Source organism: Rhodococcus jostii NBRC 16295 (genome assembly GCF_001894825.1).
GTDB lineage: Bacteria > Actinomycetota > Actinomycetes > Mycobacteriales > Mycobacteriaceae > Rhodococcus_F > Rhodococcus_F jostii.
The window spans coordinates 17,221-31,113 of the sequence record NZ_BCWY01000058.1 but is presented as its reverse complement, the minus strand read 5'-3'; the positions used below and the strand labels follow the sequence as shown (position 1 = coordinate 31,113).

The 13,893-nt window shown below is 64.5% G+C and carries 13 protein-coding genes; 11 read left to right on the top strand and 2 right to left on the bottom strand.

The window, feature by feature from the left end; translation table 11 throughout:
* Entirely contained in the window at positions 1-726 is a 726-nt protein-coding gene (locus tag RJ1_RS29880) for an HAD family hydrolase (RefSeq protein WP_083400760.1), read from the bottom strand.
* A gap of 145 nt (positions 727-871) precedes the next feature.
* Here RJ1_RS29880 and RJ1_RS29875 point away from each other — a divergent pair, with 145 nt between their 5' ends.
* The 3 genes from RJ1_RS29875 (at position 872) to RJ1_RS29865 (ending at position 3,314) form a co-directional block, all read left to right on the top strand.
* A complete protein-coding gene (locus RJ1_RS29875; RefSeq protein WP_073366126.1) occupies positions 872-1,408 on the top strand; it encodes an ester cyclase in 537 nt (178 codons plus the stop codon).
* A 110-nt stretch (positions 1,409-1,518) separates the two neighbouring features.
* Complete coding sequence (locus RJ1_RS29870; protein ID WP_073366125.1) at positions 1,519-2,010, top strand: chromosome condensation regulator RCC1; 492 nt, start codon at positions 1,519-1,521, stop codon at positions 2,008-2,010.
* A gap of 170 nt (positions 2,011-2,180) precedes the next feature.
* Positions 2,181-3,314, top strand: coding sequence for a glycosyltransferase (locus tag RJ1_RS29865; RefSeq protein WP_073366124.1), 1,134 nt, complete (start codon positions 2,181-2,183; stop codon positions 3,312-3,314).
* Positions 3,315-3,341: 27 nt separating this feature from the next.
* Here the strand turns inward: RJ1_RS29865 and RJ1_RS29860 are convergent, their stop codons facing one another.
* Positions 3,342-4,088: an alpha/beta hydrolase gene (locus RJ1_RS29860; protein ID WP_073366123.1), complete on the bottom strand. Its 747-nt coding sequence runs from the start codon at positions 4,086-4,088 to the stop codon at positions 3,342-3,344.
* 190 nt (positions 4,089-4,278) lie between these two features.
* On the opposite strand from RJ1_RS29860, the gene RJ1_RS29855 reads away from it, so the two are divergent.
* From RJ1_RS29855 to RJ1_RS29820, 8 genes are all read left to right on the top strand, one after another.
* Positions 4,279-4,650: a hypothetical protein gene (locus RJ1_RS29855; RefSeq protein WP_073366122.1), complete on the top strand. Its 372-nt coding sequence runs from the start codon at positions 4,279-4,281 to the stop codon at positions 4,648-4,650.
* Positions 4,651-5,176: 526 nt separating this feature from the next.
* The gene (locus tag RJ1_RS29850; RefSeq protein ID WP_073366121.1) at positions 5,177-6,691 is read left to right on the top strand and encodes a sugar transferase; all 1,515 of its coding nucleotides are present in this window, start codon (positions 5,177-5,179) and stop codon (positions 6,689-6,691) included.
* Entirely contained in the window at positions 6,681-7,799 is a 1,119-nt protein-coding gene (locus tag RJ1_RS29845; RefSeq protein WP_240319932.1) for a glycosyltransferase family 4 protein, read from the top strand. Before RJ1_RS29850 ends, RJ1_RS29845 begins: the two co-directional genes overlap by 11 nt.
* Positions 7,796-8,905, top strand: coding sequence for a glycosyltransferase family 2 protein (locus RJ1_RS29840; RefSeq protein WP_240319933.1), 1,110 nt, complete (start codon positions 7,796-7,798; stop codon positions 8,903-8,905). Before RJ1_RS29845 ends, RJ1_RS29840 begins: the two co-directional genes overlap by 4 nt.
* Complete coding sequence (locus tag RJ1_RS29835; RefSeq protein WP_073366119.1) at positions 8,902-10,311, top strand: O-antigen ligase family protein; 1,410 nt, start codon at positions 8,902-8,904, stop codon at positions 10,309-10,311. Before RJ1_RS29840 ends, RJ1_RS29835 begins: the two co-directional genes overlap by 4 nt.
* Positions 10,308-11,402, top strand: a complete 1,095-nt coding sequence (locus RJ1_RS29830; RefSeq protein WP_073366118.1) for a glycosyltransferase — start codon at positions 10,308-10,310, stop codon at positions 11,400-11,402. Before RJ1_RS29835 ends, RJ1_RS29830 begins: the two co-directional genes overlap by 4 nt.
* Before the next feature lie 72 nt (positions 11,403-11,474).
* On the top strand, positions 11,475-12,632 hold the full coding sequence (locus tag RJ1_RS29825) for a polysaccharide pyruvyl transferase family protein (RefSeq protein WP_143048943.1): 1,158 nt from the start codon (positions 11,475-11,477) through the stop codon (positions 12,630-12,632).
* 7 nt (positions 12,633-12,639) lie between these two features.
* Entirely contained in the window at positions 12,640-13,890 is a 1,251-nt protein-coding gene (locus RJ1_RS29820) for a lipopolysaccharide biosynthesis protein (RefSeq protein WP_170008910.1), read from the top strand.
* The last annotated feature ends 3 nt before the right edge of the window (positions 13,891-13,893 follow it).

Sequence of the window (13,893 nt, the reverse complement as noted above, 5' to 3'; positions counted from 1 at the left end):
TCACCTCTCGAGGAGTTCGGCCAGGTCGTTCACCACCACGTCGGCGCCGTGCTCGCGAAGCGCATCTGCCTGATCGCCCCGATTGACCCCGACGACGTAGCCGAATTCACCGGCCCGTCCCGCTTCCACCCCGGACAGCGCGTCTTCGAACACCGCCGCCTGATCGGGATGGACGTTGAGTGCGCGGGCGGCTGCGAGGAACGAATCGGGTGCGGGCTTTCCGCGCAGGTTCTGCTCTCTGATGACTATCCCGTCGATGCGGACGTGGACGTAGCGACTGAGGTCGGCAGCGTCGAGTACGGACTTTCCGTTCGCCGACGATGTGACCACGGCGATCTTCAGGCCGGCGTCGTATGCGGCGCTGATGTAGCGGACCGAACCGGGGTAAGGGCTGACGCCCTCCTCCTCGATGATTGCGAGTAGCAGCCTGTTCTTGCGGTTTCCGACTCCGTTCACCGTCTCGGCGCTGGGCGGATCGTCGGGCGTTCCCTCCGGCAGTGTGATGCTGCGGGACGTGAGGAAGGTCCGGACGCCGTCGGCGCGCGGGCGTCCGTCGACGTAGTCGTAGTAGTCCTCGTCGGTGAACTCCCGGAAGTTCGGGCCCTCGCGATGCTTCAGGAACTCGTCGAACGTGCGTTTCCACGCCTTCCGGTGAAGCACGGCCGTTCCGGTGAGTACGCCGTCGAGATCGAACAAGCAGGCCGAGATCGCATCAGGCAGTCCCATCACCTCCCCGACGGTACCGACGTTGACCGCGGTTTTGCTGAGGCGCGCGCAAATCCTGTACCCGATCGACATGGGACCGGTCGTTGACTTCGGGCTGGGGGCGGTCGAATACTGAGAGTTCCCACCGACTGTTGCGGGGTGCACCGTGGACATCGAGGAACCGGCTTCGTCGGCGCAGGTGAAGTCTCTTGCCGTTCGCTCGATCGAGATCATGGCGACGGGAAGCCGCGCCGATTTCGACTCCATCGTGCATCCGAGCGCGTTCAATCGGGAGAGCGAATCCGAGCCGCCGTCGACGCGAGGGCGTGGACCCGAAGCCTTCTATGCGTCCGCGCTGTGGCTGCGTTCCGCTTTCGCCGAACTGCGATTCGACGTCGAACACGTCGTCGTCGAGGATGACCTCGCCGTCGTCCACACGATCATGCGGGGCAGGCAGATGGGGCCGTTCGTCGTCTACGACGAGCGGGGAGCGGTCACCCAGGTGTTCGCGCCCACGGGCAGGACGTTCGCCGTCAAGCAGTCGCATTGGTTGCGCGTCGAAGAGGGCCGGGTCATCGAGCACTGGGCCAACCGCGACGATCTCGGTCAGGCGGTCCAGCTGGGCTGGGTGCCGCCGACGCCGCTGTCCCTGGTGCGCAATGCGTGGGCCAAGCGGGCAGCCCGCAGGAACGCGCCGCGCTGATTCGCAGAGCGTGTCGGACGGGAGACGATTCCTCTCGATTACGCAAAAACATACCAAACGGACCGTATGTTTTGTTCGATCGATAGATACTCGAACGAAGGAGACCGTCCTTGAAACGCTCGGTGGTTATCGCCGCAAGTTGTGCACTCCTGACCCTGTCGGCCTGCGGGTCCGACACCGAACCGACGCCCACATCGGACACGTCCAGCTCGACGACCAAGGCGACAACCACCGCCGCCGCGACCACTCCGCCGACGTCGGAGGTCGCACCGCCGGTCGTCGAACCCGAGTCGAACGGTGGTGGCGGTTCGTCGGGAACCGGACAGGGCAGCTCCGGCGGGGGCGGGCAGGCTCCGGTCGCAGGTCAGCAGCAGGCGCCGGTGGTGCAGCCGCCGGCGGTGGTACCTCCGGTGGTCGAGCAGCCCGTGGTGTCGGAGCAGCCCGTCGCGGAGCAGCCTCCCGCAGGTGAGGAGACCGGCGGTGGTGAGGAGACCGGTGGTGGAGATGAAACCGGCGGTGGTGAGGAGACCGGCGGTGGAGATGAAACCGGCGGTGGGACAGGCGACGGAGCCGGCGACGGAACAGGTGACGGCACGGGGTAGGACGGATCGCCGACTGGCGGGGCGCGTCGAGCATTGCGGCGCCCCGCCAGCTGGCGCTGTACCGCCGCTGTTGACGGCCGATAGTTCGACGACAATCGTTGTGGACATGAATGTCGGGTCGCCCGCCCGAACGACACCGACGGGCTCGACCCCAGCCCAGTGGAGGCTCCATGGCACGCATCCTGATCGTCACGTGGGACGGCGGCGGCAACGTGCCACCCGCGCTCGGCATCGCGGCGGAGGCACGCAACCGCGGTCACCAGGTCCGATTTCTCGGACACGCCCAGCAACGCGAGCGGATCGAAAAACACGGTTTCCGGTTCACGCCCTACACCCATGCGCGACCCTGGCAGTCGACGACCAGACATCCCGGTATCGCGGGTGTGTACCAATCGCTCGCTGTCTTCACCGACGCCGGGCCCGGAATCGATCTACTCGAGACCGTCGCGCGCGAGCCGACTGACGTGGTGGTGATCGATTGCTTTCTGTATGGGGCCCTGCAGGCCGCCGCCGACGCGCACCTGACGCGTGTGACGCTGGTGCACACCTACTACGAGTTCATGTATCGAGGCGCGACACGTGGTACGACGCCCGTGATGGCCCGTCTGAAAGGCCAGCGGCCACTGAGGCTGTGGAAAACATCGGACCTTGCGCTGGTGACGACCGACAAGGACCTCGATCCGGCCTCCCGCCGAAGCCTGCCCGCCTGCGTCCACTACACCGGGGTGGTGCGACATCCGATGCCGTCCACGTTGACCCCGCTGTCCGAACGCGATCCGCTGATCCTGGTCAGCCTCAGCAGCCTCAACTTCGACGGACAACAGCGGGCCCTGCAGAACATCCTCGAGGCTGTCGCCGGACTGCCCGCCCATACCGTTGTCACTACCGGACCATCGGTCGACCCGGCATCCTTCACGGCGGGACCGAACACAGAAATACACGGCTACGTTCCGCACGAACAGATCCTGCCGACCGCCACGCTCGTGATCGGGCACGGCGGCCACGACACCACTATGCGCGCCCTTGCGCACGACCTGCCCCTGGTCATCATGCCGATTCACCCGGCGCTCGATCAGAAGATGATCGGCCGCAGTCTGGAGCAGCGCGGCGTCGCCCGGTGCCTCCGCAAGACGGCCGCGCCCGAACGCATCCGATCGGTGGTCGGCGAGCTGCTCGTCGCCGGACCGCACCGGGTGACCGCGGCAACTCTGGGAGCGCGGATCCGGGCTCATGACGGTGCCGTTCATGCCGCGGACCTCATCGATCGCCTGCCGATCCGAGAACGGCGCCGGGGAGTGCGATGACGCAGTAGCGATCACTGTGCCCGGGCATCAGTCCGGCAGGCTGGCGACGCGATCCGCGAGCAGCGCGCAGTACGTCCGGTCGGTGCCCGGCGCGAGCCGCGCCCAGTAGCTCGTGTGGTCGCCCCGGAACAGGTAACCGTCGACGTCGTCGATGGCCTCGGAGTACTGCTGCCAGACCGTCCACGGTCGCCACCAGTTCAGGATTACCGCCTGCCATCGGCGGGTGCGGAGCCGATCGAGGAGGTCCACCACCCACGCTGCCGGGTCGGCGAGTGAGAAGGCGGCCGATTGGTCCGCGAACGTGCGGAGCGGAGAGTTGCCCGGGCAGCAGCAGATGGCGTCCAGCGGGTCGGCGATCTGCCACACGGGCATCCCCGTGATCGGGCGTTCCCCCGCGATGCCCCAACCGGGCAGGCCCGGGGACGCCGGCCGCAGGGGGTCGGCGATCAGTCCGGCCCCGCGCACGTCCAGGGTGGGGTGCTGCCCCCGTCCCACCTCCGCCGCGACATTGCCGGCGAGTGCGGCTCCACCCGAGTAGCCGAGCAGAACAACGGGATTCGGATCCTCGTCGATCATCCGTAACAGGAGCGCGCGTCCTTCGGACAGTGCCTTGTCGAACGCCGATCCACCCGGATCGGGCACCGGGCCGTAGCTCGCCTCCCACGGCACCTGCTTGACGACGAACCGGGCGGGGTCGAGGAGTTGCGTCGTGTTGGTGAGCATGGTGACGTCGAGATCCTCGCCGATACCTCGGCAGCACAGAACGGTGATCATCCAACCTCCCACGTGAGTGGCGATGCGTGCCCGAGCACACTTTCCCACTCACCTGCGGGGGTGTCCCCTGATCGGGGGAGACGAGATTCATCCGATGCACTGCCTGATCAGGGGACAGACGTGGTCGCCTGCTCACGACAGAGTTGTCCTGTACCGGGACCAGCCGTTCACATGGACAGGAATATTCGTGATGTCACCCATCTCCAGCATCGAGGTCGCCCGAGCCCGCCGGTCTCGTCGCGTGTTGTTCGTCGGCAATCCGATTCGCTACAACGACGTGTCGCAGTGGGCGATGGTCAGGCAATGGGTGGCGCTCCACGGGCTGGAGCCGATCCGCGAACTCGACGGAGACGTGCTCTGCGTGATCGTCACGGAGGACATTCTGGACGGACGGTGTTCCGCGAAGGAAACGGACGCCGTCGAGCACGCCCGCGCGCTGGGCGTGCCATGCATCAGCGTCCACGACACCACGCTGATCTGGCAGGCCACCGCCCGAGTGCGGGCGAAGATCGGACGGTCGCCGGTAGGTGCGTCGGCGAAGCCACATCGCGACGGGGCGTGAGCTGCGCGATCTACGCCGGACCGCTCGAATTCTCGAGGTGCTCACGGAATTTCGGTGCTCGCTCCCGTTAACCGTCTCCGATTCGGTGCCGGGATCGAATACGTCGCGTAATCACGAACTTCAGGTATGAATTTCGACTGCTGGCAAGTCCCCGAGTGTGCCCAGGCGTCTTGATGCGGACTTGATCGGGTGAAAATCGTTCTGTCCGAACACCTGTGGTCAGTTTGCCGAAAATGATTGCCTCAGAACCAATTGCAGGAGGGGATAACCGCTGCTCAGTGCACCTTTAGTGCATACCGCACGGTCTCATGTCACCGGTGATGATGAGACAGGACGGAATCGCGCTGATAGCGTCCTCACTCGTTGTGAATGTTCGATGTCGCTAGTACATGGCGGTGTTCGGGGCACTTCTGGTTTTGCTCGTTGGTGACGACGGCACTGTCCGCGTCCCGAAATCCGCTGTCGTGAAACGACCGACTCGACCGTCACACTCTGCCGGCGAACGGTTCGACAGTGGAGGGGATGCATGGCGACGTTCAACTCGACTGTGGACAGGACTTCCGCTACTCATCGCGTTGCGGCAGTTCCGACGCAACGGGGGGTCGCACGCCGAGACTGGTTGGCCGTGTACATCAGGCACATTCTGCTCACCGACACACTCGTCGTGGTGGTCGCCGTGGCACTCGCGCAGTGGGTGCGCTTCGGAGGCTCCGGCACCCTCGTCGATTCGCGCACTCTGAGCAACGTGAGCTACGGCCTCATCTCGGTCGCTCTGGTGAGTTCCTGGCTCGGAATACTTGCCGTCTTCCACGTGCGTTCCCCGCGAGTGGTGGGAAGTGGCCCCGAGGAGTATCGACGCATCGCGACTGCGACGTTGCGGCTGTTCGGGCTCATCGCGATCGCAGCGTTGCTGTTGCAGTTGGAATTGGCGCGGTTGTACCTGGCCATCGCATTCCCCACCGGCTTGCTCGGTCTCCTGCTCACCCGGTGGATGTGGCGTCGCGTCCTCGCCCGCAAGCGCATCCGCGGACTGTGCCAGACATCCGTCCTCGTCGTCGGAGCCGAACACTCGGTGCGGAGTCTCGCGATGACGTTCGACCGTGGAACAGCAGACGGGTACAACGTGGTCGGGGTGTGCATCCCAGCGCACTTCCGGTCGTCCGACGACACGATCACCGTCGACGGGCGGTCGATTCCCGTACTCGGCGACGAACACGACGTCGTCGATGCCGTCGAGCGATCCGGAGCCGACACCGTCGCGGTCACGGCGACCGAGCACCTCGGCCATCGCGGGCTTCGTGAAATGGTCTGGGACCTCGAGCAGTTGGACGTCGACATGGTGGTGGCTCCCGGAATGATGGACATCTCGGGGCCTCGCCTCGAGATGCGTCCTGTCGCGGGTCTGCCCCTGATCCACGTGGAGAAGCCGCGCTATCACGGAGCCAAGCGATTCGGGAAGACCTCGTTCGATCTCATCTTTGCGATTCTCGCGTTGATCCTGGTCAGTCCGGTGATGGTGGTCGCCGCCGTGGCGGTCAAGCTGACGAGTCGAGGGCCCGTGTTCTACAAATCGGAACGAATGGGCATGGATGGCACACCGTTCCCGATGCTGAAGTTCCGGTCGATGGTCGACGAGGCCGACAAGCACAGTTCCACGCTGAGTGGGTGCAACGACGGCGCCGGAGTGCTGTTCAAACTGCGCGAGGATCCGCGTGTCACCCGTGTCGGCCGCTTCATGCGCAAGTTCAGCATCGACGAGTTGCCGCAGTTCATCAACGTGTTACGACGCGAAATGAGTGTGGTGGGGCCGCGACCTCCCCTGCGCGTCGAGGTCGAGTCCTACGAGAGCGAGGTGCATCGCCGGCTTCTGGTGAAGCCCGGCGTCACCGGCCTGTGGCAGGTGAGCGGCCGCTCGGACCTGTCGTGGGAGGACTCGGTGCGTCTCGACCTGTCCTACGTCGAGAACTGGTCGATGGTCGGCGACATGCTCATCATCGCCAAGACCCTGAAGGCTGTGGTGGCGGGTGAAGGTGCGTACTGATGGTGTGTGGTCGGGCGGCAGCGGGAAACGTCCGAAGAAGCTCATCGCCGTGCATCCCTCCGACGAGATGTACGGCGCCGACCGAGTCTTTCTCGAGGCCCTGACCGACATTCCGAGTGACTGGGACGTGGAGGTGTGGCTACCGACCGACGTCGAGTATCCCGGTAGTGAGTTGTCGACCGCCCTGGCCGAGCTGGGCCATACGGTGCGCAGGGTCCCCCTTCCGGTGATCCGGCGTTCGTACCTTCGTCTCGGAGCGTTGCCCGGCCTGCTCGGCCGCTTCCTCCGGACGGCAGGCGCGGTTGTGCGTGCTCGGCCGTCGAAGATGTACGTCAACACATCGGCGTTGGTTCTCCTGCTGCCGCTGGCGCGACTCAGCGGTGCAGCGACCATCCTGCATCTCCACGAGTTCTTGGATCGCAAGACGGCGCCCTTCGTGACTCCGTTCATGTCGTTTGCGCAACGGATCGTGTGCGTGAGCAACGCCGTCCGTCGTCCGCTTCCCGCGAAGTTCGACGAACGATCGGTCGTGGTCTACAACGGCTTCGAGTTGCCCGTGCCGACGCCCTTCGCAGGCGACGAGCGGCTCGTGTGCGTGGTGGCGAGCAGGTGGAACACGTGGAAGGGCCACGACGTTCTCCTCGATGCGTGGGACGGCCTCGAGCGGTCGGACATCGAGCTGATCGTCCTGGGCGCGCCACCACTGAACGGCGCGTCTGTGGACGTGGTCGATCGCGTGGAGAAGCTCAAACGCCCCCACAGTGTGTCGATCGTCGGTCAGACCGACGACGTCCGTTCGTATCTCGATGCGGCACACCTGGTGTTGGTGCCGAGCATCAAACCTGATCCGTTGCCGACCATCGCCATCGAGGCGATGGCGGCCGGACGTGCTGTCATGGCCAGCGACAGTGGCGGTCTGCCCGAGATCATCGGTGACGACGTGGGATGTCTGGTGCGCACGGGTGACGTGGCGGCGTGGACGCAGGCGCTCGAGGAGTTTTCGCTCGAGGACGCAACGGAACGCGCTGACCAGGCACGCCGGAGATTCGAGGCGCAGTTCGGTGTACATCGATTCCGAGACGAGATCGGTAAGGAGATATGGACATGAGCGCACCTGATGAGGCGCGCGGTGACAAGTGCACGATCTCGGTCGTGATCGTGACGTACAACAGCGCTGCCGTCATCGAACACTGCCTGGCGGCGCTCGGATCGGACCCCGCGTTGGACATCATTGTCGTCGACAACGATTCGATCGACGACACGATCGTCAGGGTATCCGACGTGTGTCCGCATGCGAGGGTGATTCGCAGTGAAGCGAACGTCGGATTCGCCGGCGGTGTCAACCGAGGCGTGTCGGAGGCGCGTGGCGATCACGTGCTCTTGTTGAACCCCGACGCGGTTGTGGACGCGGAGAGCGTCTTTGCGCTGAGTCGGGTTCTCGATTCGGATGACAGCATCGGTGTCGTCGCCCCGTTGCTCGACAAACCGGGGGAACGACTCGCGATCAGAGAATGCGGTCGGCAGCCGGACCTCTGGCGGGTGCTCTGCCACTATTCAGGCCTTTCACGATTCGCCGGGTACTCGCCGTCGGTCGAGGGTTTGTACCTTCTCAAACGGCACTCGTCCGCGGATTCGAGGGACGTCGACTGGGTATCGGGTGCGTGCATGCTGGTGCGGCGTGACACCTGGATGCGATTGGACGGGCTGAGCCGTCGGTGGTTCATGTACGCGGAAGATATCGAGTTCTGTCTGCGCGTCAAGGAATCAGGTGAACGGGTCGTCACCGTGCCCGCGGTGACCGGAGTTCATCTGATCGGCGAGAGTTCGACGACGCCCACGGTGTCGCAGGCACCCAACTCCACGGTGTCGCGGGCACCCAACTCCACGGTGTCGCGGGCACCCAACTCCACGGTGTCGCAGGCACCCAACTCCACGGTGTCGCAGGCACCCAACTCCGCCTGGGTGGTCAACATGTACGACCTGTACAAGTGGCGCATCTCCCGTACGCGATTGCAGAACATCGGCTGGAAATGGGCGGTTGCGGGTGGGTTGTTCGCGCGTTCCGCCGCCTACAGGCTACGAGCGACCCAGAGTACCGACCAGGAGAACGACTGGGGTGCAGAGTCAGTGAAGTTTCGCGTCTTCGCCAGGGATCTGCTGGCCGTCTCTTCCGCTCGGGTGACATCCGCCGGTGAGAGCAGAGGGTCACGGTGACGAGCGAGCTGGATCGGAAAGTGGTGCCCCCGGACGTATCCGCGGCACCTCGCAGCCGCAACGACCGCGTCACATTTCTGCTGGTAGCCGCGGTCGTCGCGGCGTCGTTTCTGGGTCGCTACGCGTTCGATGTGGCCGGGTTCACCGTGCGATGGGAACAAGTTGCGCCCGTTGCCTTCGTGGGGTGGTTGATCGTTCAGCCACGTTCTCGACTCGACCTTCTTCGCACACTTCGGCACCCTGTGGTACTGACCTTCTTCGCGTTCATCGTGTGGAATGCGGCGTCGAGTGTTCTGTTCTCGCCCAGTCTCGGTAAGAGTGTGGCGATCCTGGGTTGGCTCACGATCGATCTGCTGTTGCTGGCCGGTCTGATGTCGCTCGGCGCCCGCGCGGTGTGGGCGGAGAACGTCGGCATCCGGTTCGTGGTTCCCTGGGCTCTCGCCGGTTTCGCGATGTATCTCGTCGCCAACCGAACCGCGGGCGACGTGTCGTGGGGAACCAATCTCGATTCGCTCTACCACGTCTACGTCACCCGGCTGTCCGCCACGGAAGCGAACATCTATGCGGCGATACTCGTGTTCTGGACCCTGATGCTGGTTGCCAGGAAGGGGACCGATCAACGGTGGATGATCGCGGCAGCGGTGACCGTGCCGTTGGGGCTCATCGCATCCCAGACCCGCACAGCCGTGTTCTGCATGGTCATGGGACTGGCCGTCTACGTTGCCTACGAACTTGTCCGGCGCCGCCGGAACCCGACTCCGCTGAGGGGTTTCGCCTTCGGTCCTGCCGCCGTCGTCGTGGGCGTTCTCCTCGCATACGGAGCCACGACCGTACTTCCGGACATCGAGCGGCACCAGCCGGCATCGCCGAGCAGTCAAGACAGCAGGACTGACGGCTCCGACGACTCCTCCCGTCCGGCCCCGGACAAGCTGGGGGACATCGACTTCACGGGAGGCACCGTCGGATTTCGCATGGCGGTCGCGAGAGAAGCAGCCGAGGAAATACAGGGAGTCAACCTCTGGTTGGGCAACGGCACCAATACGTTCGGTCTTCGCCATGAACAGCCCGGGTCTCCGGGCGTGTCCGGGCACATCATCATGCTGCCCGTCCAGATCTTGTACGACGCCGGAATTGTCGGCCTCGGGATCCTGTGCGCATTCGGGGTGGTGGTGTGGCGTCACGTGCCGGGGCGGCGACGCCCGATCGCCGCTGCCATCGCTGCGACGTTCGTCGCGGCGGCGACTCTCACGAGCATGTTCTGGTTCAGCGTCGTCTGGATCATTGTCGCGTCACTGCTTCGTCCGTTGTCTCGGGGCGAGGACGCGGGAGAAGGGGGAGCACGGCAGAACGAGGCCGCCGAACATCAGTCCGAACTCGAGACGACAGAAATCGAGGAAAGAACATGACCAACTCAGTCGCGATCATCGGAACCCGTGGCTATCCCAGCTATTACGGAGGATTCGAAACCCTGGTACGGAGGTTGGCCCCGTACTTGGCCGACGAAGGTTGGAACGTCACCGTGTACGGGCGAGCGGGGAGCACCGAACCGGATGATCCGTTCAGGGACTTCCGAGTCGAACGTGTGACGACGCGGGGTGTCGAGTCCAAGTCGCTGAGCACACTGTCCTACGGTCTGACGTCGTGTTTGGATGCATCCAGACGCCGTCCCGACGTCGCTTTGGTGATGAATGTGGCGAACGGATACTGGCTGCCACTTCTGAAAGCGCGGGGAATTCCGACGGTGGTGAACGTGGACGGGATCGAGTGGGAGCGCGAGAAGTGGGGGCGAGCAGCGAAGTCCGCCTTCAGGACCGGTGCCCGACTCACCGCCAAGTTCGGCGACCACCTCGTGTGCGACTCCCACGAAATCGCGAGGCGGTGGCGTGACGGGTTCGGCCGCACCGGAGAATTCATTCCGTACGGCGGCACATTGCCCGACGACCTGGATCCCGTCGAGGGGTTTCCGCACCGTTCCTACGCATTGATGGTGGCGCGCTTCGTGCCCGAGAACACCGTGGGCGAGTTCTTCGATGCGGCACGGGAGTTGAGTGAACGCTGGGACGTCGTGATCGTCGGATCCTCCGGTTATGGCGGCGACTTCGACCTCAGGGCCGAAAGTCTGGCCGCGACCAACGAGCGAATCCATTGGTTGGGCCACGTCAGTGACGACGACAAGCTGTTCGCGCTGTGGCAACACGCCGGCGCCTACTTTCACGGGCACAGCGTCGGGGGCACCAACCCGGCCCTGGTTCAGGCGATGGCGTGCGGTTCACCGATCGTTGCGCGGGACACCGTGTACAACCGTGAAGTGCTTCAGGATTCTGCGACCTTCGTCGAGCCGGATTCCCGTGAGATAGCGTACGAGCTGGACCGAGTACTCTCGGACAATGCCTTGATGGATGAACTGAGTGTCGCCGCCGAACGTCGGCAGCGATCCCACTACACGTGGGATCAGGTATGCCAGAGCTATTCCAAGGTGTTGTACGGTGCCATGTGATGTGAAAGCTCGTGTGCACGAGTGACGCAGAATCAGCCCCCGCTGCGGGTCCAGGAAGCTGTGGGGAGAACAGTGACATCACCGAACGTGATCAGTGTCGGCGCATTCGACCGATTCAATTATGGTGACCTGCTGTTCCCGTTGGTGTTGGAGAGCCGTTGGCCGGCTCGGAGCAACAGCACATTGTCGCACTACGCGCTGTGGGGCGCACGGGGAAACGACTGGGGTACAGCCCGCTCCGGAAGTGCGAGGGATCTGCGGCGGTGCCTGACCGAACAGCCCCCGGCAGGGTGCATCGTCGCCGGGGGAGAGGTACTGAGCGCCACCTGGTACGACCTGACCCGGCACTCGATCCCCAGCGGATTCGACCTCGCAGTCGCCGCGCTCCATCGGACTGTCCCACGACGGCATCTCTCGGCCGCCTGTCGCGCGCTGGCGGGTGGAATGTGGCCCCTGCCGTTGGTCCCGGACGCATCGACGAGCAACCAGATGCCCGTGGTGTACAACGCCGTCGGGGCAACGAGTGTCGATACCTTGTCCGGCGGTGATCGGGCACGGGTTCTCGGCTCACTCAGGGCCGGCAAGTACCTCAGTGTGCGGGACAACTCCAGCGTCGACATCCTGCGGTCTCACGGGATCGACGCCGATCTGGCGCCCGATTCGGCGGCCATCATCGACCAGCTGTTCCCTGCACCGCCGAAACGTCCGGGAACACTGGTCTTCCAGTGCTCACGACATTGGTTGCGCGGTCACGAGGACGAGGTCGTGTCGCAACTCCGCGCCCTGTCGGAGCGGTACGAGATCAGCCTGCTGGCGATCGGTCTGGCAGGGGGCCATTCGGATCTCACCGCTCTGCGGCGCCTGTTCCGGAGGCTGTCGAAGACGACGAAGCGGGTGCGACTCGTCGAACCGGTGAACGTTCGGGACGTGGCCGCGGAGATCGCCTCCGCGGACGGCTATGTGGGCACCAGCCTGCATGGAAGTATCACCGCGATCGCCTACGGAACGCCGGTGGTGGGTCTGGATCGTATTCCCAAACTCACCGAGTACTTGGCCACCTGGGCTCCCGATTCGGCACTGCGCGACGTGGCCGCGTCGACGATCGTAGAGAGCGTGGACAAGACCCGACTCTTCGATCGCCACGAGTTGGCCGAGGTGGGACGACGTCTCAGTCGAGCCAGCGCGGCGTCGACCGACAGCATGCTCCGCACGTTGCTCGAGGCCGGCTGAGGTGAAGGTGTTCGCCGACAGGCGGCTTGCCGTTCTCGTGGCCGGCCAGTATTCGCCGCTGCTCGTTCAGTTGGTGACCGGGCCCATCCTGGCGCGCGCGCTCGGACCCGCCGACCGCGGATACCTGGGGGTGGCACTGATCCTGGTCTCGGTCATCCCGGTGTTCGCGTCGGTAGGGACACCGGCCGCCGCGAGAAGACTGATCGCGGAGGGATCCGACGTGGCGACGGCGAGGTACGCGGCGGCGCGGTCCAACCCGGTGATCTTCGTGGTGACGGTCGTCATGAGTGTTGTCGCCGTATACGTGTGGTTCAGTGGGCTCGACTCCGTCGAGAAGCTTGCGATCTTCGTCCTGCTCGGACTGTCATATTTCGGCGCAGTACGAATGACGATCCTCTCCCTCGCGGTGAGCGAAGGCAGTACGAATATCATCGCCAGATATCAGATCGTCGGCGCGTGCCTGTCGGGAATCGGGATCTGCGGTCTGGCGGTGGCCGGGCGGATCGACATCGTCAGTGTGTGCATCGTCTACGCGGTGAGTCAGCTCGGTCAGTTCGCGGCGATCTGTCGCTTTGGGCGAGGGGGTCATCGCGACCGGAAGATCGATCGGAAGTATGCGCTGAAATCCCTTCCGGGACAGATTTCGGATGTGTTGCTCATCCGGGTGGACCAACTACTGTGCTCACTTTTCCTCGGGGCGCATGCCACCGGAATCTACGTCGTTGCGTTCAGCTATGCGTTTGTGGCCTTTCCCCTGGTCCACTCTGTCGGTCTGCGGATCAGCGGGGGAAAGGGCCGCGAGGAACTGGTGAAGAACTCGGTTCGCATTCCGCTCACGGTCCTGTTCGGCGCACTGTGCTTCGGCGTCGTGTGGAGCGCTGCCGCCGTCTGGGTCGTGCCCCTGCTGTTCGGGAGTGACTATTCCGAATCAGTTCACGTGGCGGCAATACTCACGTTCGGGGTTGTTCTCTTCTCCTCGGCCACGGTGAATGTTCAGGCTGCCCTGTCGCTCGGGCGTGCACATCTGATCAGTGTGATCGGGCTTGCCGCAGTGTGCCTGGAGGTCGTGGCCGTCGTCGTCCTGGGGGACGCCAGGACGGTCACGACGATCGCCGTCGTGGGTGTCCTGGCGTCCGGTGTCTACTACGTGCTCTCGCTCCTGGTTCGGCAGCGCACCGTTCTCGGTGCACGGAACGAGGATTCGATCGAGCGGGATGGGTCCGTCGTCCCCGCCTCGGGCGGCGCCGAGCGGGGATGAGGC

Bases quoted from the DNA above. Each gene is read 5' to 3' on its own strand.
- RJ1_RS29880 (WP_083400760.1), bottom strand. From the start codon at position 726: ATGGGACTGCCTGATGCGATCTCGGCCTGCTTGTTCGATCTCGACGGC.
- RJ1_RS29865 (WP_073366124.1), top strand. From the start codon at position 2,181: ATGGCACGCATCCTGATCGTCACGTGGGACGGCGGCGGCAACGTGCCA.
- RJ1_RS29850 (WP_073366121.1), top strand. From the start codon at position 5,177: ATGGCGACGTTCAACTCGACTGTGGACAGGACTTCCGCTACTCATCGC.
- RJ1_RS29840 (WP_240319933.1), top strand. From the start codon at position 7,796: ATGAGCGCACCTGATGAGGCGCGCGGTGACAAGTGCACGATCTCGGTC.
- RJ1_RS29855 (WP_073366122.1), top strand. From the start codon at position 4,279: ATGTCACCCATCTCCAGCATCGAGGTCGCCCGAGCCCGCCGGTCTCGT.
- RJ1_RS29830 (WP_073366118.1), top strand. From the start codon at position 10,308: ATGACCAACTCAGTCGCGATCATCGGAACCCGTGGCTATCCCAGCTAT.
- RJ1_RS29860 (WP_073366123.1), bottom strand. From the start codon at position 4,088: ATGATCACCGTTCTGTGCTGCCGAGGTATCGGCGAGGATCTCGACGTC.